This window comes from Bacillus sp. GbtcB14 (genome assembly GCF_019091205.1).
In the GTDB taxonomy this organism is placed as follows: domain Bacteria; phylum Bacillota; class Bacilli; order Bacillales; family Bacillaceae_G; genus Bacillus_A; species Bacillus_A cereus_AG.
In genome coordinates this window covers 17,844-35,513 of the sequence record NZ_JAGXJT010000003.1, presented here as the reverse complement: position 1 = coordinate 35,513, position 17,670 = coordinate 17,844, and the positions used below count along the sequence as shown (strand labels likewise).

Sequence of the window (17,670 nt, the reverse complement as noted above, 5' to 3'; positions counted from 1 at the left end):
TGAGGTGTTACAATGGCTGAGCAAAATAAAACAATGACCGTTTCCCCTTATTTCACATTTCTTTTATTACACTCTCTTCAAATTGGAGTAGGCGTGTTAGGATACCAACGAGTTATTGCACAATATGCTGGTTATGATTCTTGGATTTCCCTTATTGTTGCGGGTGTCTTAACTCATATCGTACTGTTTTGTATGTTAAAGATGTTAGATAAAGACAATGATTTGATGACCATTCATACGACATGTTTCGGAAAATGGATTGGAACCTTTTTGTCTATGTGCTTTGCCGCATATCTTCTCTTATTTTGCCTTACTGTGCTTCGTACATATATTGAAGTTATTCAAGTTTGGGTCTTTCCTACAATTAAGCCATGGAAATTAACATTATTATTTTTACTCGTGACGTATTACGTAATAAAAGGCGGCTTCCGCTCTGTAACAGGAATGTGTTTTTGGGGCGTCATAATACCAATTTTCGTACTATTCTTCTTAGTTTTCCCTATGAAATACGCACATGTCCGTAATGTTTTACCTATTTTCACCCATTCACCTGCAGACATTCTATATTCAGCGAAAGCATCTGCATTAGAGTTTCTTGGATTTGAAGCAATTCTTATCTTTTATCCACTTATTAAAAAGGGAAAATCACTACATAAATGGGCACATGGCGGGATTGCTTTCACAACTATTTTATATGTAATACTAGCAATCGTTTCCCTTATGTACTATAGTCAGGGGCAACTGCATCATACAATTTGGCCTACTTTAACGATGCTAAAAATTATTAAAGTGCCATTCATTCAGCGATTTGAATACATTATTATTTTCATCTGGTTTCTTATTATTTTACCTAATCTTTGTTTAACCATTTGGTCTTCTTGTCGTATTAGTAAATACTCTTTTCACATACCATTTAACATTACATTGCCATTGTTTATCGCGACTATATTTGTTTCATCTCTGTTTTTCACAAACAGGGAAAGCATCAATACATTAAATACCGTACTTTCTCAGGCCGGCTTATATATTGTATACGCTTATATCCCAATTTTATTTCTATTCCATTCACTGCGGTGGCGATTCAAAAATCAGTCGAAAAAATCTTCACCCAACGCACCATGATATTTGATACAATTTGGTTAATACATTTGTAAAGGGGACAAGCGAATGAAAAAGTATGTATTTTCTTTACTTGCAGTACTGAGCCTAATTCTTGCTGGATGCGGGAGTACTGGTACAAATGACAAAAAATCTTCTGAATCAAAAGAAGAGCATGATCATGCCACGCATACTCAGCAAGCTGACATTCAAGAAAAAACAAAAGGAGTCGACACACTTCCTACTTTCCTAGACAAGCTTGATCCACAAATGAAAGATATCTACACTGTCGCTGGACAAAATGCAGAGTTATTAGATTGGATTCCATGCTACTGCGGTTGCGGTGAAAGTGTAGGGCATAAAAATAATAAAAATTGCTTTATTCGTGAAATTAAAAAGAATGGTGAAGTTGTTTGGGATTCCCACGCAACGACTTGTGTCAATTGCCTAGAAATAGCTGTTGAATCTGCTTCCATGAAACAAAAAGGAAAATCAACGCTGGAAATCCGCAACTATATCGACAATAAATACAAAGAGGGTTACGGCAAGCCAACACCTACGCCAATGCCAAAAGCTTAAAAACGAGGAAATACCTCGTTTTTTCTTTTCATTCACTTTTTTTCTTAACAAATTCTTTCAAGTGTATTTCTCCTTGCTTTTCACACACTATATATAACTCCTCAGTAAGGAGGGTACACAGTGCAAACATATAACGACTATGATAAAGCTCTCTATTACACGTATTGTTGTAATTGGGATAAATTACTCGTTCTCATGGTTCAAACGAACGATCAATTATTTTCTAAACGTATTGAGCATTTTTTACACGCTTATCAATACAGTAAAGAACTACCAGAAGTTGACAAACAATTGCAGCTCCTATTTCAATATATTGACCACGCATCCCAAAAGTCACATATAGATGAAGTAGAGCAAATTCAAATGTAAAATATAGCGCTATTCTCTTCTGGAGAATAGCGCTTTTTTAAAATGTTTATATCAATAAAAGTTTCCCCTTATAAAACTTTTATTGATAAACATATTTTTTCTTTCTTTTCTGTGCCACTTCATACTATAATTTAGTATGTAACTATTATAAGTGAGGTATAAAATATGGGACGAGAAAAAAAGCAAGAATATGCTTTATTTACCGCGTGGGGAGCTTCTTTTATCGCTACACTAGGAAGTCTATACTTTTCCGAAATCATGAAATTTGAGCCTTGCGTCCTTTGTTGGTATCAACGTATTTTTATGTATCCATTCGTTTTATGGCTCGGTATCGCTGTAGTAAAAAAAGATTACCGTATCGCAAGTTATTCTTTACCAATCGCAAGTATTGGTGCTTGTATTTCTTTATATCACTATGCAATTCAAAAAATCGCGGCATTTTCAGCTGCTGGAGCGGCTTGCGGTCGTGTACCATGTACGGGAGAATACATAAACTGGTTCGGCTTTGTGACAATCCCGTTTTTAGCACTTATCGGCTTTATCACAATCGCTGTTTGTAGCTTTATTGTAATTAAAAACAAATAAGGAGATGAAACAATGAAAAAAATGCTTATATTTGGTGGTATTATTATCGCCTTGTTTGCAGCAATTTTCGCTGTCACACAAATGGAAGAAAAAAATGCTACTAGCCAAAAAATTGATAATGCTACTGATAGTAAGACAAATGGCCCTGACTACTATACAAATAAAATCTCTCTTTCAGATCTTCAAAAGAATTTAAAAGAGAAAAAAGAAGAAACAGTATACTTTTATCAAACATCTTGTGTTCATTGTCAAAAGTTATCTCCTGTCGTAGTACCGATGGCTAAAGACTTGAACGTTGATATGAAAGTTATGGATATTGAAAAACTAGATGTTCCTTGGGATGAATATAAAATTAAAGGAACTCCAACAATCATTCACTTTAAAGATGGCAAAGAAGTAAGCCGTATTAGTGGTGAACAACCGGAAGACAAATTAAAAGAATGGCTTGAACAAACGAAAAAATAACGAGAAAAGGAAACTCCTTCTACACATGAAATGGACATAAAATCCCAAACTAATGTATAAGGAGGGGGTTTTATGCCAGAAGTGAAATGTTCTGTTTCCAATTGCTCATTTTGGGGACAAGGTAACTTTTGTCAAGCAAGTGCAATCGTTGTTCAACCAGATGCACAAGAGGCTGGTTCGAATGCAAATGATTCGTATACAGGCGCGGTTTTAACAAACGAGACGCTAGAAAGTTCTGTAACAGCGAGTGTAGAAACTTGTTGTCATACGTTTAAGCCAAAATATTAAACATAAAAAGCATACGATTACTCGTATGCTTTTTTTACATCCCTCTCCAAAAATCATGCATCATAAAAAAGTACAAAATAACGAGAATAGCTGTCCCACATAGAGTAATGCGCCGATATATACTCTTCTCTCCTTCTCTCGCTTTCACAAATGCCCAAATAAATCCGAAAAACAATATTAAATCAACATATGGAACATAAAAAGAGAAGACGAGAAACGCATACAAATACACGATAAATAAACAGGTCGTTACTAAGAAAACTTTAAAAGCAAATTCACTTTTCATAATGTAACCGCCCCCTATCTGTACTGTATTATATTCAGCAAAATACAATAGTTGCAGTTAAACTCAAAGTAGAAATAAGCTACCGTCTATAATACGGTAGCCATTACGGAATATTATATTTCCGTTTATATATATTACTTAAAGTCGAAGTAGGAATTTGCTCATAACGAATTTTTTCTCCTGTTTCATCCACTATATACAAATTATTTCCTATATAATATATTCCATCTTTTCGTTTTGAGTACACTGCATATCTTTCGTTTGGCAATATCGTTTTCACTTTTGTTAACTGTCCATTTGGTTCTTGCCAATATATATCCACGCGGTCTACTAACGTAAGCATACCAATTTGCTCTTCTTCTACTTTACGACCATTCCAACTCACAACGCGGTAACCAAGCTTATTCGCTTCATACTCGGGGCTCGTATGAAAGCGAGAAATAATTACTTTCGTCTGTAATTGCACCCGATCATATAACCATTGTATATCCCGATCATGCATGCGAATACAACCATTTGACTCTCGGCTTCCAATCGTCCATTCCCGATTTGTTCCATGAATTGCATACTCCTTTTTATCCAGACCTAACCAACGTGTACCGAGAGGATTATTTGGCGCACCACCAGGTATTTTTTTTCGATGATATTCTTTATTTTTAAATTTAGTTATAATACAAAAACTACCTTCAGGCGTAGGTGTACGATCTCTTCCAGTTGTTACGGGGAATGTTTTTTTATAATTTCCATTTTCAAAAAAAGACAACTGGTTTGTCATAAGATTCACTAATATTAAATGATCTGTATCAGCAAAAGCACTAACCGGTAGGATGAAAAATAATAGTATGAAGAAACATAACTTTTTCATCTATATCCCCCCTAGCGCTCACTATAATAAGTGGAATTAACTTTACTTTGCTCTTATAAATGAAAACTATCCATTTACGATAACACCCCCATTTACATGTATCATTTGCCCGGTAACATAGGATGAATCACCAGACGCTAAGTATACATATGCTGGCGCTAGTTCATATGGTTGACCAGGTCTTTGCATCGGAACATTACTCCCAAACTGAGAGACTTTCTTCTCATCAAAACTCGATGGGATAAGTGGTGTCCAAATTGGTCCCGGCGCTACACCATTTACACGAATCCCTTTTTGCACTAACGATTGAGAAAGTGATCTTGTAAAAGCTACGATTGCTCCTTTCGTTGCGGAATAATCAATTAGAGTTTCATTTCCTTCATACGCAACGATAGACGCCGTATTTATAATGACATCCCCTTGCTTTAAATGAGAAAGTGCTGCTTTCGTAACGTGAAAATAAGAAAAAATATTAATACGAAAAGTCTTTTCTAGCTGTTCTGCTGTAATATACTCTAATCCTTGCTGCGGATATTGCTGCGCGACATTATTTACTAAAACATGTAAACTACCTAGCTGCCGAACGGTCTCTTCTACAATATCTTTACAATGCTGTTCATCGCTTAAATCACCCGGTAACAACACACACTTTACACCTTCTTGTTCTACACGTCGCTTCGTCTCATTTGCATCTTCATCCTCATCTAAATACGCAATCGCAATATTTGCTCCCTCTTTCGCAAAAGCGATGGAAACAGCTCGTCCAATCCCACTATCTCCTCCTGTAATTAATACATTCTTTCCTTTTAACTTTTCGCTACCTTTATAATTCGGATCTTCAAACTGGGGACATGGATTCATTAATGATTCAATACCAGGCTGTTTATTTTGATGTTGCGCAGGCATTGTTACAAAGTTTTTTTGCTGTGGCATAGCTTCTATCAACTCCTTTTCCTTATAATGCGCACAATAAAAACTGCAATTCACACATCGTTTTACGATTAATATTCGAATTTAAGACACAAAATATGAGTTGTTATAAACTTTTTATGCAAAACTATTGCAAAATAGTTAAAAAACGAATATTATATATAACTGTTGTGGAAATTATTCGTAAACAGAAAGGATGTTTATATGTTTAACCTTTCAAAACATAAAACTTCTATTAAAACTGAAATTATGGCAGGTATTATTACCTTCTTAACAATGGCATATATCATTGTCGTAAACCCTGTCATCCTTGGGGATGCAGGCGTTCCATTTGAACAAGCATTTACAGCAACAATTATCGCTGCTGTTGTCGGAACATTATTTATGGCGATTTTTACAAACTTACCAATCGCAATTGCACCAGGTATGGGATTAAATGCTTACTTCTCTTACTCTGTTGTAAAAGCTCATGAAGGCATGACTTTCGCAATTGCATTCTCTGCTGTATTCGTAGCAGGTATGATTTTAATTTTGTTATCATTCACATCTTTCCGTACAAAATTAATGGAAGCAATTCCTGAAAACTTAAAACATGCAATTACTGCTGGTATCGGTCTTTTCATCGCCTTTATCGGTTTACGTTTAACAGGTATCGTTACAAAAAACGATGCAAACTTAGTTGGACTTGGTGATCTTCACTCTGCTCCAGTACTACTAGCATTAGCTGGACTTGGAATTACAATTGTCCTTATGTCTTTAAATGTAAATGGTGCGCTATTTATCGGAATGCTATTAACTGGTATTATCGCTTTCTTCACAGGACAATTAACATTCTCAAACGGTGTTACATCAATGCCTGGATTACCAGAAGGAATTATCGTTTCAAATCCAATTACTGCTGTATCTGATGTAATTAACTACGGATTGTACGGCGTTGTATTTTCATTCTTCCTTGTTACATTATTCGATACAACAGGTACATTACTTGGTGTAGCTCAACAAGGTGGCTTTATGAAAGATGGAAAGCTTCCAAAAGCTGGACGAGCTCTTCTATCTGACTCATTCTCAGCAACAATCGGTTCTATGTTTGGAACAACACCATCAACAGCTTACATTGAATCATCTGCTGGTGTTGCAGCTGGTGGTCGTACTGGTTTAACAACTGTTACAGTAGCTGTTCTATTCGCACTAGCAGCATTCTTCGGACCATTAGTAAGTGCCGTTTCTGGTGTATCAGCTATTACTGCACCATCATTAATTATCGTTGGTAGTCTTATGATGGGTTCAGTTCGCCACATCGATTGGGACGCATTTGATGAAGCATTCCCAGCATTCTTAGTAATCTTAAGCATGCCACTTACATCAAGTATCGCAACAGGTATCGCACTTGGATTTATTTCATACCCACTTATGAAAGTGGCAAAAGGTAAATTCCGTTCTGTTCACCCACTTGTATACGTATTTGGAATCTTGTTCGCTTATCAATTGATTTTCTTACCACATTAAAATCCCTCATAAAGAGGGATTTTTTCATAAATAAAAAAGCCCCCTCAAAATATAAAGGGAGCTCACAATTTCTAATACCTCTCATCTACCTGTAATTCTTTACTACACTTTTGAATGAAAACCGATGAAATAACCATCATCATTCCTACACTAAACCCAATAAGCTGATCTAGTAGCATTTCATCATAAATCAACCAGCGCAGCAGAAATGCACCGCCAAAAATAAGCATTGCAGTAAATCCAGTATGTCTAAGCCCTTTATATACATTTTCCATATGTATCACCTCTCCACATACTTTCATCCATATTATACCATGTTACTTATTGTATATTTCCATCAAGCAAACTTATTGTCCTCTCACAATATTCAGCTACCTTTTGATCGTGTGTTACAACTAGTACCGTTTTTCCTTGTTTATTAATTTCTTTTAAAATGCTCATAATTTTGTCCCCGTTTTCTTGATCGAGAGCACCAGTCGGTTCATCAGCAAGTATAATTTTTGTATCTTGTGCTAAAGCCCTTGCTATGGCTGTTCTTTGCTGTTCTCCACCTGATAACTCGTAAGGATATTTGTTAATATGCCTCTCAAGCCCTACCATTTCCAGCATTTCTTTTGATATTTGTATACGTTTCTTATGAGAAATTCTTCTATATATAAGTGGAAGCATTACATTTTCAATAACTGTATAATCATCTAGTAGCGAAAAGTTCTGAAACACAAATCCAACTTCCTTATTTCTATACTTATGATAGTTTGACTTTAATGTACTCGTATCCATGCCATCTAAAAAATACTTTCCAGTAGAGGGGCTATCAATTAAGCCAATAATGTTAAGTAAGGTTGATTTCCCTGAACCAGATGGTCCCATAATGGCTATCATTTCGCCTTTTTCTATTGTAAGATTAATATCTTTTAAAGTACTAAAATTACTCTTTCCGTATCCCTTAGCCACATTTGCGAGCTGAATCATCTATAACACCTCTTTCATATATGTATTTTTTATTTTTAGTACATTGAAGTAAATGATTGCATATATAATGAGGATCATTACAATTGATAGAGCACCTATAACAATCAATGATTCTATAGAGACTTGTAACGTTCCAAAGAAAGATACTGTACTATTTTCTAGCCCTTTCTGAATTTCAATTACTCCGCTATTCTCCCATTGAAAATACATAATTCCTATACATATAGATAAAATAAATAACAACATATACTCAATAACAAACGTAAGACATAGTTGAAAAGTACTTGCTCCTAATGCTGATTTAATAGAAATATTTTTACGCTCCATATAAAGCGCTGCCATTGATGTTAATAAAATAGATATAAATGAAAAAAATAAAACTGTACCGCTTAATAATAAGGGGTATGACATATTATCAATGCCTTGCTTTTCATTTTCTAACAATTTATTCGGATTTGTAACATAATACGAATAACCCTTACCTTCCGTTACCTTTAATACTTTCTTTTGAAATTCATTTATATCCACTTTTCCATTTGTTTCTATAATCAGCCCATTGTATAAAAGTTCTACACTATAAAATTCTATTTCTTCTGTTCCAATTGGTAAAATAGCCATGTCATCTAATAATGTAATACGATTATCCGATATTTCACCGCTTCGAGGATATGTAAATGGTGAATTTTTTTCTAAAAAACCTATTACTTTTAGCTTCATTTTTCCAGATAGTATGACATCACCAATAGATACCTTTTCTTTATAATTAGCACCTAATATAACAGGTCTAATATCAAATACTGATTTATGAAATTCCGATTCCTCAAAATATCTTCCTTGTAAAAGTCGTATATGAAAGTATTTATTAATATCTTTATCAATAATAAGAGTCTTTATCGTTCCATTTTCTTTTTTTAAACTAAGTGAATAGTTACGGAACAAATAATTTGTTGTATTTGTTATTGATATCGTATTAGATAACGCTTGAATGAAATGTTGATAATCACTTTTCGCTTTTTCTTCGCTAAACAACGTTATATCTTGCGTCGCATAAAGTTCATAGAAATTTTTATGAGTCGATAAATTATTTGCTACCGTCATCATTTTTCGATATCCCGAAAGATTACTAACAAATTCTATTGCTGAAGAAAATGCAATAATTAAAGAAATTACTATAATCAAACTTGGTAACAACCGTTTTTTCACAGACCGTATAGAATCAAATATAAAAAACATGAAGACCTCCTACGTTCTTAAATGTTTTCCGGGATATATATTTATAATGTGCTTGATTGGAATTACAGTAACAAACATTGTAAGAAAAATTATAAAAACAACATTACATATCAATACATATAGTGTTAATGGTTTTAATAAGTATGTCTGAAAATACGTATGAATTATTCCAGAAAATATTTCTAACGTAAGAAAAACCAACAACATCGCTGCTAGAGAAATAAACAAAATTTGAATATATAGTTCGCAGTAAATAGACATATTAGAAGCACCTACTGCTTTTTTTAATGCAATCTCTCTTTCTTTTTTATAAATCCAAAATAAAACCGCAGAAATGCCAGAAGCAATTGCAACAAGAATGAATTTATAATAATACTTATTTGCTGGATCTATATATGTTACATTTAGTTCCTGAAGATCTATTTCATTCAGTATTTGAACCTCACCCGAAATTACTTCTTTGCTCTTATTCATAAAAGTTTTTATTTCGTTATGGATAGATGATGTAGGGTTAACAACTGTTAATTGTAATTGTTTACTCGCGATAATACCTTTTTTAGATATAGTAGGTAAGTTTTGAAGTGGAACGTATATGCCTGCTACGCCGACGTCACTGTCTTTTCTCGATATAGTTCCTATTTTTTTATATGTATCATCAAATTCATATAATTCCTCTACATTCGTTTGATCACCAACAACCATATCATTTACATTTTCACGATGAAAATATTGCCCTTCAGAAATATATGGCGTCCAATAATACTCATCTTTTAAGTTCACAGCTATGATCTTTGTTGCCCCTGAACTATTTAATGCTTTTAAATGCTCTACGTAAATATCACTTTTCACAAAAGTATCTTGTATGAAAGGAATTATCGCTTCCAATTCAGTTGCATTCGCTATCGGAACAGTTAAAATTTGATTTTTTTCTGGGAAACCGATTTGAAAAGCAGATATAAAATTTCGTTTAGACTCTGTTAAAAGCGCGGCAACTGATATAGAAAGAAAAGAAATAAAAAATGCCATAAGAAGAATTACTGAAAATAGTTTGTTTCTTTTTATATTTTTAAAAGCTAAATACATGTCTCTGCTCCTTTTAGATAAGAAGGAGACGATGAACATCCCCTTCTCCTTATCCAAATATTTATAAAGACAGCTATTTAATATTTTTTATTACTGTAATCGTAAGTTCCTATTACTATTAAAGGTACCTTTGTAATCGTAAGTTTCCATTACTATCAAAATTACCTTTACGAATCTCTTCTTGATAGTCATTATCCTCATTAGCATAATGCTCAGAGTATAGTCCTTTTGCACCAAAGGCGTTATATGCACCATTACTCACAGTAGCATTTAATGCTCTTCCAGATTCATGGGATCCTAATTTATCCGAAGCGCTTTCAATATATGAATTATTTCCATTTGAATTAATAAAAGAAATTGCTACTGCACAGCGAGATGCATTTTGATTCGTAGTCGTTTGAGCTCTGTAAGATAGTAGATTACCGCTTTTGTGACCACTTAAAGTTGGATAGAATGCACTTGTTGAGATTGATGTTGCTAATAATACTAAAGTCGTAATTGAAACAACTTTTCCTTTCATTAACAATCACCTCATAAATTAAATAGTTTAGTAGCGCTACATCATCATAATATCCTTCAAATAACTTCTCCTCAATAAGACACCCATATGTTTTACAAACTCTTTAAACCCTTAAACATTCATACATTTTTAAAAAGTAACGGATAAGCAATACAAAAAAGGCTGCGGAGAAACTCTTCTCCACAGCCTAATACTTATTTTTGCAAGAACGCCTGTAAATCTGCAAACTGTCTCTTTGCATCTTCATAGCCTTGCTCATATAGATTTTGTAGTTTTGCCGTATCTTTTTCCATACGATCTACTTGAAGTTGTACTTCTGGACGAATAACAAATAAATTCCCTGCTTGCTCTTCTTTTTCAATGTAGTGAAGTGTTTCATTATACACTTCATAACGAGCTAACATCGTGTTAACAAGGTTCGGATATTTTTTATAAGCTTTCGTTGCAATCCAGCCAAATTTTGATTTTTTCTTCGCATAACCATGGTTTCTCGTCAAGATAACGACTGATTTTTTGAAACCGTCTGATTGTGCTTTTCGAACTGGAATTGGATCAGAAATCCCACCATCTAACAACTGCTTACCTCGGTAATGTACTACTGGTGCAATGAAAGGTAATGAACTAGATGCTTGTAATAAATTTAGTGCATCATCATTCGTTCCCTCCTTTTCAAAATAAACAGACTGTCCTGTTTCACAATCCGTCGTCCCTACAAGGAAACGCTCTGGGCTATTAAAGTATGTTTCAAAATCAAACGGTACATGCTTTTCTGGAATTTCATGAAAAATGAAATCCATATCAAATAGCTGACGTTTTTTCCATAAGTTTTTATACGATAAATATTGTGGGTGTGATGCATAATCAATATTTACTGTTTTATTTCTATTTCTTTGTCTGGAAAGATACGACGCCGCATGACAAGCACCAGCTGATACACCGATTACATATGGAAAGTATAAATCTTGTTCCATAAAGTATTCTAATATCCCGCCCGTATATACACCACGCATACCGCCGCCTTCTAATACTAACCCCGTATTTTCAAGCATGTTATTCTCTCCTCTTTATATATTGACTCTTTAAATATTCACTATGTTAAGTATCTTTTTCTATTATATATGAGTTTTTTTAGAAATTATATTCAAAAGGCTTGAAATGAAGGAGTTTTTTCTTCCAATTATATTTCCAAATGTTTGGAGACATCCTTTATAAACCTTTGAATAAAATCTTGCTCTTCTTTCGTATATCCATCTAACAGTAGCAGCCACTTTTCTTCAGCTTGTTTATGCAATTTATCATGAGCTTTATATATTTCATTTCCGCTTTCCGTTAAGCGGAAGAATATTTCTTTTTGATTATCTAACATTTGCATCTTCTCAACGAATTTCTTTTGAAACAACTTTGTACAAATTTTAGAGATTGCACCCTTCGTCATTCCCATTTCTGTTGTAATAGCAGTTACATTCATCAAGCCATTTTTCCCGATACACTCGATCACATGTAACTCAGATAAAGACATACCACTTATACCTGTCTCACGAAGAAACTTCTCGTTTTGTCCTTTCAAATGTTCTTCTTTTTTATGCAAAAGTGTACGAATGTGCGAAAGTATTTCCATTTGTTTCGTTGCATGATCCAATCCACTCGCCCCCTAAGTTTCCAAAGAAACAATTTAACTATATACCATTTTAAAGTCATTTTTTCATATTTACAAGTGAGAAAATCATGTTAAAATAAATTTAGTTTCCAAGGAAACCAAATGACAAGGAGGTTAACATGATGAAAAAATCCAAATTAAATTTCATTTTGTATGTTGTCTGTATTAGTGCCTTACTCGGTTCCTTCGCTCAAAATATTTACACACCTATCTTGCCGATGATTCAAGCTTCTTTTCACACTTCTATTTATCTTGTAAATGTAACAGTTTCACTTTTCACATTCGTTCTTGCAATTATGCAGCTCGTATATGGGCCTTTAGTTGATACAAAAGGAAGAAAATCTGTCCTTATCCCTAGTTTAATCATTAGCACAATTGGTTCAATCGGATGTGCTTTTTCGGCGAACGTTTATTTATTTCTATTTTTTAGGGCTGTTCAAGCTATAGGAATAGCTGCTATCCCTGTAGTTGCAGCAACGATTATCGGTGATTTATTTGAAGGAAAAGAGCGCGGAGAAGCGATGAGCCTGTATCAAATGTTACTTGCTCTTGCACCTACGATTTGCCCCCTCATTGGTGGTTATCTTGGCAGTATAAATGGCCACTTATCCGTATTTTTATTTTTATCTATGCTTTGCATTCTCTTATTAATTATAAACATTTCACTACTTCCAGAAACAAAACCAACTGTAATTAAGCAACCTAAGGCAAAAAAGAATTACTGGTTTATATTAAAAAATAAAACTGGATTTTCTATTACTCTTATTGGCTTTATTCAATTTTGTATTTACTTTTGCTTTCTCGTTTTTTTACCGAGCATTTTAACAAATTCATTTCACCTAACTGCAAGTGAAATTGGTCTTATGTTTGTACCGATGTCCCTTTCTATTATGTTAGGAAGTTATTGCTATAAATTTTTGCAAAAGCGCCTCACAACAAAGCAAGCCTTATTCATTACTAGTTTCTTCAATATTATATGTGTCACTTTATTCTCTTTCACATATAGCATCAATATCCCATTCATCATTATCGTTACATCTTTGTACGGTTTTAGTATGGGGCTTTCGATGCCCACTCATACTACTTTATTAACGGAAGAATTCGTACAAGAACGCGCAACTGCTATCGGTATGTACAACTTCATCCGCTATCTCGGTATGAGCACAGGGCCACTTGTAGGTGGATTTCTTTTATTTAATCAAAATTACTTTTGGATTTTCTTCCTAGGTGCAATTATGTTTCTAATCATAATCTTATATGCGATGAAAATGCTACGCTTCCCCGCCACACAAAAAGTAAAATAGAGACCTACAGATGGTCTCTATTTTAAGCTCTTTGATCCGCAACGATATGAATATCAATATACTTCGTTTGCCTCATAATTTCATTTACAATTGAACCTTTTCGAATTTCTTCCCACCTTGTTCTTGCTGATTGTCCGAGTAAAATTTGCGTTACTTGTAGTTTTTTCGCGACTTCAATAATAACATCAGCCGGCTTTCTACCGCCTGCTTCTTCTAATACAAAACTTGCATCAAATTGATTCGTTAGCGACTTCCACTCTTCAATCGTTTGCTTTTTCCCCGCTGAAAGCGAATCTATATTTTCCCTTTCAACATTTAATACATACAATTCAGCGTTTAAGCGATCTGCCATACGCCAACCTCTTCTTATTAACTTCTCTGCTGTTGAACTGTATTGTACACAAACGAGAATTTTTTCTTTCACACCAATCGGTTCTATAACGGTTTGGCTAATTTTCTCGTCCATATCATCGGCAACTTCCCGAAGTGATAATTCTCTTAGTGCCCCTAAATTATTGAGCGTAAAGAAATTTTGTAAGCTTTGCTCTATTTTTTCTTCTTTATATATCTTCCCGTCTATCAATCTCTTCCTTAATACCTCGGGCGTTGCATCGACAAGCTGAATTTCACTCGCTTTTTGTAAAATAAAATCCGGAATACGTTCTCTTACTTTGACATTTGTAATTTGTGCTACAATATCATGAACGCTTTCTAAATGTTGAATATTAAAAGCTGATAAGACGGATATACCCGCATCTAGCAATTCCTGTACATCCATATAACGTTTCTTATTTTTAGATCCAGGAATATTGCTATGCGCAAGTTCATCCACTACAACTACCTGTGGTGCACGTTTTATAATTCCTTCCACATCGAGTTCATAAAATACTTTCCCTTTATAATCTATTTCTTTTAAAGGAACTTTTTCTAAATCAGCAATTGCTTCTTCTGTCTCTTTTCTTCCATGCGTTTCAATTAAACCAATTACAATATCCGTACCGTCTTTTTTCATCTCTCTTGCATCAAAGAGCATTTTATAACTTTTCCCTACTCCTGGAGCCGCCCCTACGTATAGCTTTAACTTCCCGCGGTGTTGCTGACGAATATATTCTAAATACTCTTCTGGTGTTCGCCTTTGAAAAGTGGGTTTATAGTCATCCGCATACAAAATACTCACAGCCTTTCTTTCGAAACAACGCTACCTCAATCCATTAGATTGAGGTAGCACTGTTACTATTTCAGTAGTTTCTGTAATTCCAAATTTAACTTTAAAACGTTCACGCGATCTTCTCCAAATAAACCAAGTGCTGCACCTTCTGTTTGATCTTTAATCAACTGATCCAGCATTTCTTTTGGGATTTTCGTTAATTTCGAGATGCGCTCTACCTGTACGGAAGCCGCCTTCGGACTAATGTCAGGATCTAGCCCTGAACCTGAATTCGTCACTAAATCGATTGGCACCTCTGTAACTGGAACAGTTGGGTTTTGTTTCTTCCACTCTTCAATACTTTTCTCTACTCGTTTCAATAAATCTGGATCAGAAGGCGCATAGTTATTAGACCCAGATGCTTCTGCTTTATATTCAATACTAGAAACACGCCCCTGAAAATAACGTGGATCTGTGAAATTTTGCCCAATTAATTTAGAACCAATCACTTCATTTTTATCATTATATATTAGACTTCCATCCGCATTATCCTTCATTACTGCTTGTGCAATACCAGTTACAATAAGCGGGTATATGAGGCCGCATAACACTAAAAATGTAAAAGTAATACGGATGATTGGTGATAGTATACTTTGTTTCTTCGCCATCTTTTTCCCCTCTTCCTTATATGAACAAGCCGACAATCATATCAATTACTTTAATTCCAATGAACGGTACAATGACTCCGCCAAGCCCGTAAATAAATAGGTTTCGGCCAAGTAGTGCATTCGAACTCATCGGTTTATATGCGATACCTTTCATCGCCAATGGAATGAGTAATGGAATAATAACTGCATTAAATATTAATGCAGATAAAATCGCTGACAGTGGTGATGTTAATTTCATAATGTTTAATGCTTCCATTTGCGGAATCGCAAGTGTAAACATTGCTGGAATGATTGCAAAATATTTTGCAATATCGTTCGCAATACTAAACGTCGTTAACGCACCACGTGTCATTAACAATTGCTTACCGATTCCTACAACCTCAATAATTTTTGTCGGGTTCGAATCTAAATCAATCATATTTGCTGCTTCTTTCGCAGCTGTCGTCCCACTATTCATTGCTAATCCAACGTCAGCCTGCGCTAATGCCGGCGCATCATTTGTACCATCACCCGTCATTGCTACAAGTTTCCCTTTATCTTGCTCTGCTTTAATAACCGCAATTTTATCTTCTGGTTTACACTCAGCAACGAATTCATCTACCCCTGCTTCTTTTGCAATCGTTGCTGCTGTTAACGGATTATCACCTGTACACATAACCGTTTTAATCCCCATTTGGCGCAATTGTTCAAAACGCTCACGCATACCTGGTTTTACTGTATCCTTTAAATAAATTAAACCGTAAACACGATTATCCACTGCAACTACAAGTGGTGTCCCTCCCTCTTTTGAAATGAAATCTGCTTTTTGATTTACATCTTTCGGAATCGTTCCACCCTGTGATTGAACCCATTCAATCACGCTACCTACAGCACCTTTTCTTACTTTCGTTCCATCCTGTAAATCAACACCGCTCATTCTCGTTTCTGCTTTAAATGGAACAAACTCACCTTGTTCTGCAAGTGCTCTATCATATGATAGAGCTTTCGTTTTTACATATTCGATAACAGATCGACCTTCTGGTGTTTCATCTAAAACTGAGCTAATCGCAGCCCATTTTCCTACTTGCTCAATCGTCTCATTTCCTACAGGAAGCAGTGTATGTGCCATTCGGTTCCCGAAAGTAATCGTACCTGTTTTATCTAAAATAATTGTATTAATATCACCCGCAGCTTCTACTGCTTTCCCTGACATTGCTAACACGTTAAACTTTGTCACGCGGTCCATCCCGGCGATACCAATTGCTGATAATAACCCACCAATGGTTGTTGGAATTAAACAAACTAACAGTGCTACAAGTACAGCTGTATCAATTTGAAATCCTAAATAGTTTGTAAAAATCGGTAACGTCACAACAACGATTAAGAAAATAAGAGTTAAACTCGTTAATACTGTATTTAAAGCAATTTCATTCGGCGTTTTTTGACGGGCAGCTCCTTCTACTAAAGAAATCATTTTATCAATAAATGATTCACCAGGGTTACTCGTAATTTCAATCGTAATTTCATCACTTACGACCATCGTTCCGCCTGTTACAGAACAAAAATCACCGCCCGCTTCTTTTATTACAGGAGCTGATTCACCTGTAATTGCAGATTCATCTACAGATGCTAATCCTTTAATTACTTCACCATCATTTGGAATCATTTCTCCTTGTTTTACAATAACAACGTCACCTTTTCTTAGATCAGTTGCTGAAACTTGAACAATGTCTCCATTTTCTTTTACAACATTTGCAAACACATCTTTCTTCGATTGTTTTAAAGAATCAGCTTGCGCTTTCCCCCGCCCTTCCGCTAACGCTTCTGCAAAGTTAGCAAATAAAACTGTAAATAATAGAATGAGAGAAACTGTTATATTAAACCATCCTGGTACACTACTAGAACTACTTGGAAGAAAGGATAAAATGAACGTAATGATAAATCCAATTTCTACAACGAACATAATCGGATTCTTTATCATGACTTTCGGGTTCAATTTCGCAAAGGATTGCTTCATCGCGTGTTTCACGATATCACGATCCATCGTTTTCGCTTGTCTAACCTCATCTTCTACCGCATGTATTTGTGACTCATTTACTCTTTTTTCTTTTACTACTACCGGTCTCATCATTTACC

21 protein-coding genes are annotated in these 17,670 nt (G+C 34.8%); 8 read left to right on the top strand and 13 right to left on the bottom strand.

All coding sequences use genetic code 11. The features are described 5' to 3' along the window. Window positions 1–12: 12 nt before the first annotated feature. From KVT31_RS09205 to KVT31_RS09180, 6 genes are all read left to right on the top strand, one after another. Window positions 13–1,122 carry a GerAB/ArcD/ProY family transporter gene (locus tag KVT31_RS09205; protein WP_088095237.1) on the top strand — a complete coding sequence of 370 codons (1,110 nt, stop codon included), beginning with the start codon at window positions 13–15 and terminating at the stop codon, window positions 1,120–1,122. A gap of 45 nt (window positions 1,123–1,167) precedes the next feature. Beyond that, a complete protein-coding gene (locus tag KVT31_RS09200) occupies window positions 1,168–1,677 on the top strand; it encodes a PCYCGC domain-containing protein (RefSeq protein WP_088095236.1) in 510 nt (169 codons plus the stop codon). Between the two features lie 120 nt (window positions 1,678–1,797). Then, a complete protein-coding gene (locus KVT31_RS09195) occupies window positions 1,798–2,046 on the top strand; it encodes a YhdB family protein (RefSeq protein WP_048526289.1) in 249 nt (82 codons plus the stop codon). 165 nt (window positions 2,047–2,211) lie between these two features. Next, a complete protein-coding gene (locus KVT31_RS09190) occupies window positions 2,212–2,631 on the top strand; it encodes a disulfide formation protein C (RefSeq protein WP_000532256.1) in 420 nt (139 codons plus the stop codon). A 12-nt stretch (window positions 2,632–2,643) separates the two neighbouring features. Beyond that, entirely contained in the window at window positions 2,644–3,096 is a 453-nt protein-coding gene (locus KVT31_RS09185; protein ID WP_088095235.1) for a thioredoxin family protein, read from the top strand. A 72-nt stretch (window positions 3,097–3,168) separates the two neighbouring features. After that, a complete protein-coding gene (locus KVT31_RS09180; RefSeq protein ID WP_088095234.1) occupies window positions 3,169–3,384 on the top strand; it encodes a DUF1540 domain-containing protein in 216 nt (71 codons plus the stop codon). 34 nt (window positions 3,385–3,418) lie between these two features. Here the strand turns inward: KVT31_RS09180 and KVT31_RS09175 are convergent, their stop codons facing one another. The 3 genes from KVT31_RS09175 to KVT31_RS09165 all read right to left on the bottom strand — a co-directional run bounded on the left by KVT31_RS09175 (window position 3,419) and on the right by KVT31_RS09165 (window position 5,468). Beyond that, a complete protein-coding gene (locus KVT31_RS09175) occupies window positions 3,419–3,670 on the bottom strand; it encodes a hypothetical protein (protein WP_088095233.1) in 252 nt (83 codons plus the stop codon). A 103-nt stretch (window positions 3,671–3,773) separates the two neighbouring features. Next, complete coding sequence (locus KVT31_RS09170; protein WP_088095232.1) at window positions 3,774–4,535, bottom strand: L,D-transpeptidase; 762 nt, start codon at window positions 4,533–4,535, stop codon at window positions 3,774–3,776. Window positions 4,536–4,601: 66 nt separating this feature from the next. After that, the gene (locus tag KVT31_RS09165; RefSeq protein ID WP_088095231.1) at window positions 4,602–5,468 is read right to left on the bottom strand and encodes an SDR family oxidoreductase; all 867 of its coding nucleotides are present in this window, start codon (window positions 5,466–5,468) and stop codon (window positions 4,602–4,604) included. A 201-nt stretch (window positions 5,469–5,669) separates the two neighbouring features. Here KVT31_RS09165 and KVT31_RS09160 point away from each other — a divergent pair, with 201 nt between their 5' ends. Beyond that, the gene (locus tag KVT31_RS09160) at window positions 5,670–6,971 is read left to right on the top strand and encodes an NCS2 family permease (RefSeq protein ID WP_088095230.1); all 1,302 of its coding nucleotides are present in this window, start codon (window positions 5,670–5,672) and stop codon (window positions 6,969–6,971) included. Between the two features lie 71 nt (window positions 6,972–7,042). Here KVT31_RS09160 and KVT31_RS09155 read toward each other — a convergent pair whose 3' ends face one another. The 7 genes from KVT31_RS09155 to KVT31_RS09125 form a co-directional block, all read right to left on the bottom strand. After that, window positions 7,043–7,255 carry a hypothetical protein gene (locus tag KVT31_RS09155; protein ID WP_140392351.1) on the bottom strand — a complete coding sequence of 71 codons (213 nt, stop codon included), beginning with the start codon at window positions 7,253–7,255 and terminating at the stop codon, window positions 7,043–7,045. 37 nt (window positions 7,256–7,292) lie between these two features. Beyond that, a complete protein-coding gene (locus tag KVT31_RS09150) occupies window positions 7,293–7,943 on the bottom strand; it encodes an ABC transporter ATP-binding protein (protein WP_088095228.1) in 651 nt (216 codons plus the stop codon). Next, window positions 7,944–9,176: an ABC transporter permease gene (locus KVT31_RS09145; protein WP_088095227.1), complete on the bottom strand. Its 1,233-nt coding sequence runs from the start codon at window positions 9,174–9,176 to the stop codon at window positions 7,944–7,946. It lies immediately after the preceding gene. Between the two features lie 9 nt (window positions 9,177–9,185). Further along, entirely contained in the window at window positions 9,186–10,259 is a 1,074-nt protein-coding gene (locus tag KVT31_RS09140; protein ID WP_088095226.1) for an ABC transporter permease, read from the bottom strand. A 118-nt stretch (window positions 10,260–10,377) separates the two neighbouring features. Then, window positions 10,378–10,779, bottom strand: a complete 402-nt coding sequence (locus KVT31_RS09135) for a hypothetical protein (protein WP_140392350.1) — start codon at window positions 10,777–10,779, stop codon at window positions 10,378–10,380. Window positions 10,780–10,973: 194 nt separating this feature from the next. Further along, window positions 10,974–11,828, bottom strand: a complete 855-nt coding sequence (locus tag KVT31_RS09130; protein WP_088095224.1) for a patatin-like phospholipase family protein — start codon at window positions 11,826–11,828, stop codon at window positions 10,974–10,976. A gap of 128 nt (window positions 11,829–11,956) precedes the next feature. Next, window positions 11,957–12,418: a MarR family transcriptional regulator gene (locus KVT31_RS09125; protein ID WP_088095223.1), complete on the bottom strand. Its 462-nt coding sequence runs from the start codon at window positions 12,416–12,418 to the stop codon at window positions 11,957–11,959. Window positions 12,419–12,558: 140 nt separating this feature from the next. Between KVT31_RS09125 and KVT31_RS09120 the strand changes: the two genes are divergently transcribed. Further along, the gene (locus KVT31_RS09120; protein WP_088095222.1) at window positions 12,559–13,740 is read left to right on the top strand and encodes an MFS transporter; all 1,182 of its coding nucleotides are present in this window, start codon (window positions 12,559–12,561) and stop codon (window positions 13,738–13,740) included. A 22-nt stretch (window positions 13,741–13,762) separates the two neighbouring features. Here KVT31_RS09120 and kdpDN read toward each other — a convergent pair whose 3' ends face one another. Genes kdpDN through kdpB form a run of 3 tightly spaced genes read right to left on the bottom strand, consistent with a single transcriptional unit; the run spans window position 13,763 to window position 17,662 of the window. Continuing rightward, complete coding sequence (gene kdpDN / locus KVT31_RS09115; RefSeq protein ID WP_088095221.1) at window positions 13,763–14,917, bottom strand: KdpD-like non-kinase potassium sensor; 1,155 nt, start codon at window positions 14,915–14,917, stop codon at window positions 13,763–13,765. A 56-nt stretch (window positions 14,918–14,973) separates the two neighbouring features. Continuing rightward, window positions 14,974–15,555, bottom strand: coding sequence for a K(+)-transporting ATPase subunit C (kdpC, locus tag KVT31_RS09110; RefSeq protein ID WP_088095220.1), 582 nt, complete (start codon window positions 15,553–15,555; stop codon window positions 14,974–14,976). Window positions 15,556–15,571: 16 nt separating this feature from the next. Then, window positions 15,572–17,662: a potassium-transporting ATPase subunit KdpB gene (gene kdpB / locus KVT31_RS09105; RefSeq protein ID WP_140392349.1), complete on the bottom strand. Its 2,091-nt coding sequence runs from the start codon at window positions 17,660–17,662 to the stop codon at window positions 15,572–15,574. Window positions 17,663–17,670: the final 8 nt, after the last annotated feature.

Coding starts and splice junctions, on each gene's coding strand:
- KVT31_RS09205 (WP_088095237.1), top strand. CDS start 13: ATGGCTGAGCAAAATAAAACAATGACCGTTTCCCCTTATTTCACATTT.
- KVT31_RS09200 (WP_088095236.1), top strand. CDS start 1,168: ATGAAAAAGTATGTATTTTCTTTACTTGCAGTACTGAGCCTAATTCTT.
- KVT31_RS09190 (WP_000532256.1), top strand. CDS start 2,212: ATGGGACGAGAAAAAAAGCAAGAATATGCTTTATTTACCGCGTGGGGA.
- KVT31_RS09185 (WP_088095235.1), top strand. CDS start 2,644: ATGAAAAAAATGCTTATATTTGGTGGTATTATTATCGCCTTGTTTGCA.
- KVT31_RS09180 (WP_088095234.1), top strand. CDS start 3,169: ATGCCAGAAGTGAAATGTTCTGTTTCCAATTGCTCATTTTGGGGACAA.
- KVT31_RS09175 (WP_088095233.1), bottom strand. CDS start 3,670: ATGAAAAGTGAATTTGCTTTTAAAGTTTTCTTAGTAACGACCTGTTTA.
- KVT31_RS09170 (WP_088095232.1), bottom strand. CDS start 4,535: ATGAAAAAGTTATGTTTCTTCATACTATTATTTTTCATCCTACCGGTT.
- KVT31_RS09165 (WP_088095231.1), bottom strand. CDS start 5,468: ATGCCACAGCAAAAAAACTTTGTAACAATGCCTGCGCAACATCAAAAT.
- KVT31_RS09160 (WP_088095230.1), top strand. CDS start 5,670: ATGTTTAACCTTTCAAAACATAAAACTTCTATTAAAACTGAAATTATG.
- KVT31_RS09150 (WP_088095228.1), bottom strand. CDS start 7,943: ATGATTCAGCTCGCAAATGTGGCTAAGGGATACGGAAAGAGTAATTTT.
- KVT31_RS09145 (WP_088095227.1), bottom strand. CDS start 9,176: ATGTTTTTTATATTTGATTCTATACGGTCTGTGAAAAAACGGTTGTTA.
- KVT31_RS09140 (WP_088095226.1), bottom strand. CDS start 10,259: ATGTATTTAGCTTTTAAAAATATAAAAAGAAACAAACTATTTTCAGTA.
- KVT31_RS09135 (WP_140392350.1), bottom strand. CDS start 10,779: ATGAAAGGAAAAGTTGTTTCAATTACGACTTTAGTATTATTAGCAACA.
- KVT31_RS09130 (WP_088095224.1), bottom strand. CDS start 11,828: ATGCTTGAAAATACGGGGTTAGTATTAGAAGGCGGCGGTATGCGTGGT.
- KVT31_RS09120 (WP_088095222.1), top strand. CDS start 12,559: ATGAAAAAATCCAAATTAAATTTCATTTTGTATGTTGTCTGTATTAGT.
- kdpC (WP_088095220.1), bottom strand. CDS start 15,555: ATGGCGAAGAAACAAAGTATACTATCACCAATCATCCGTATTACTTTT.
- kdpB (WP_140392349.1), bottom strand. CDS start 17,662: ATGAGACCGGTAGTAGTAAAAGAAAAAAGAGTAAATGAGTCACAAATA.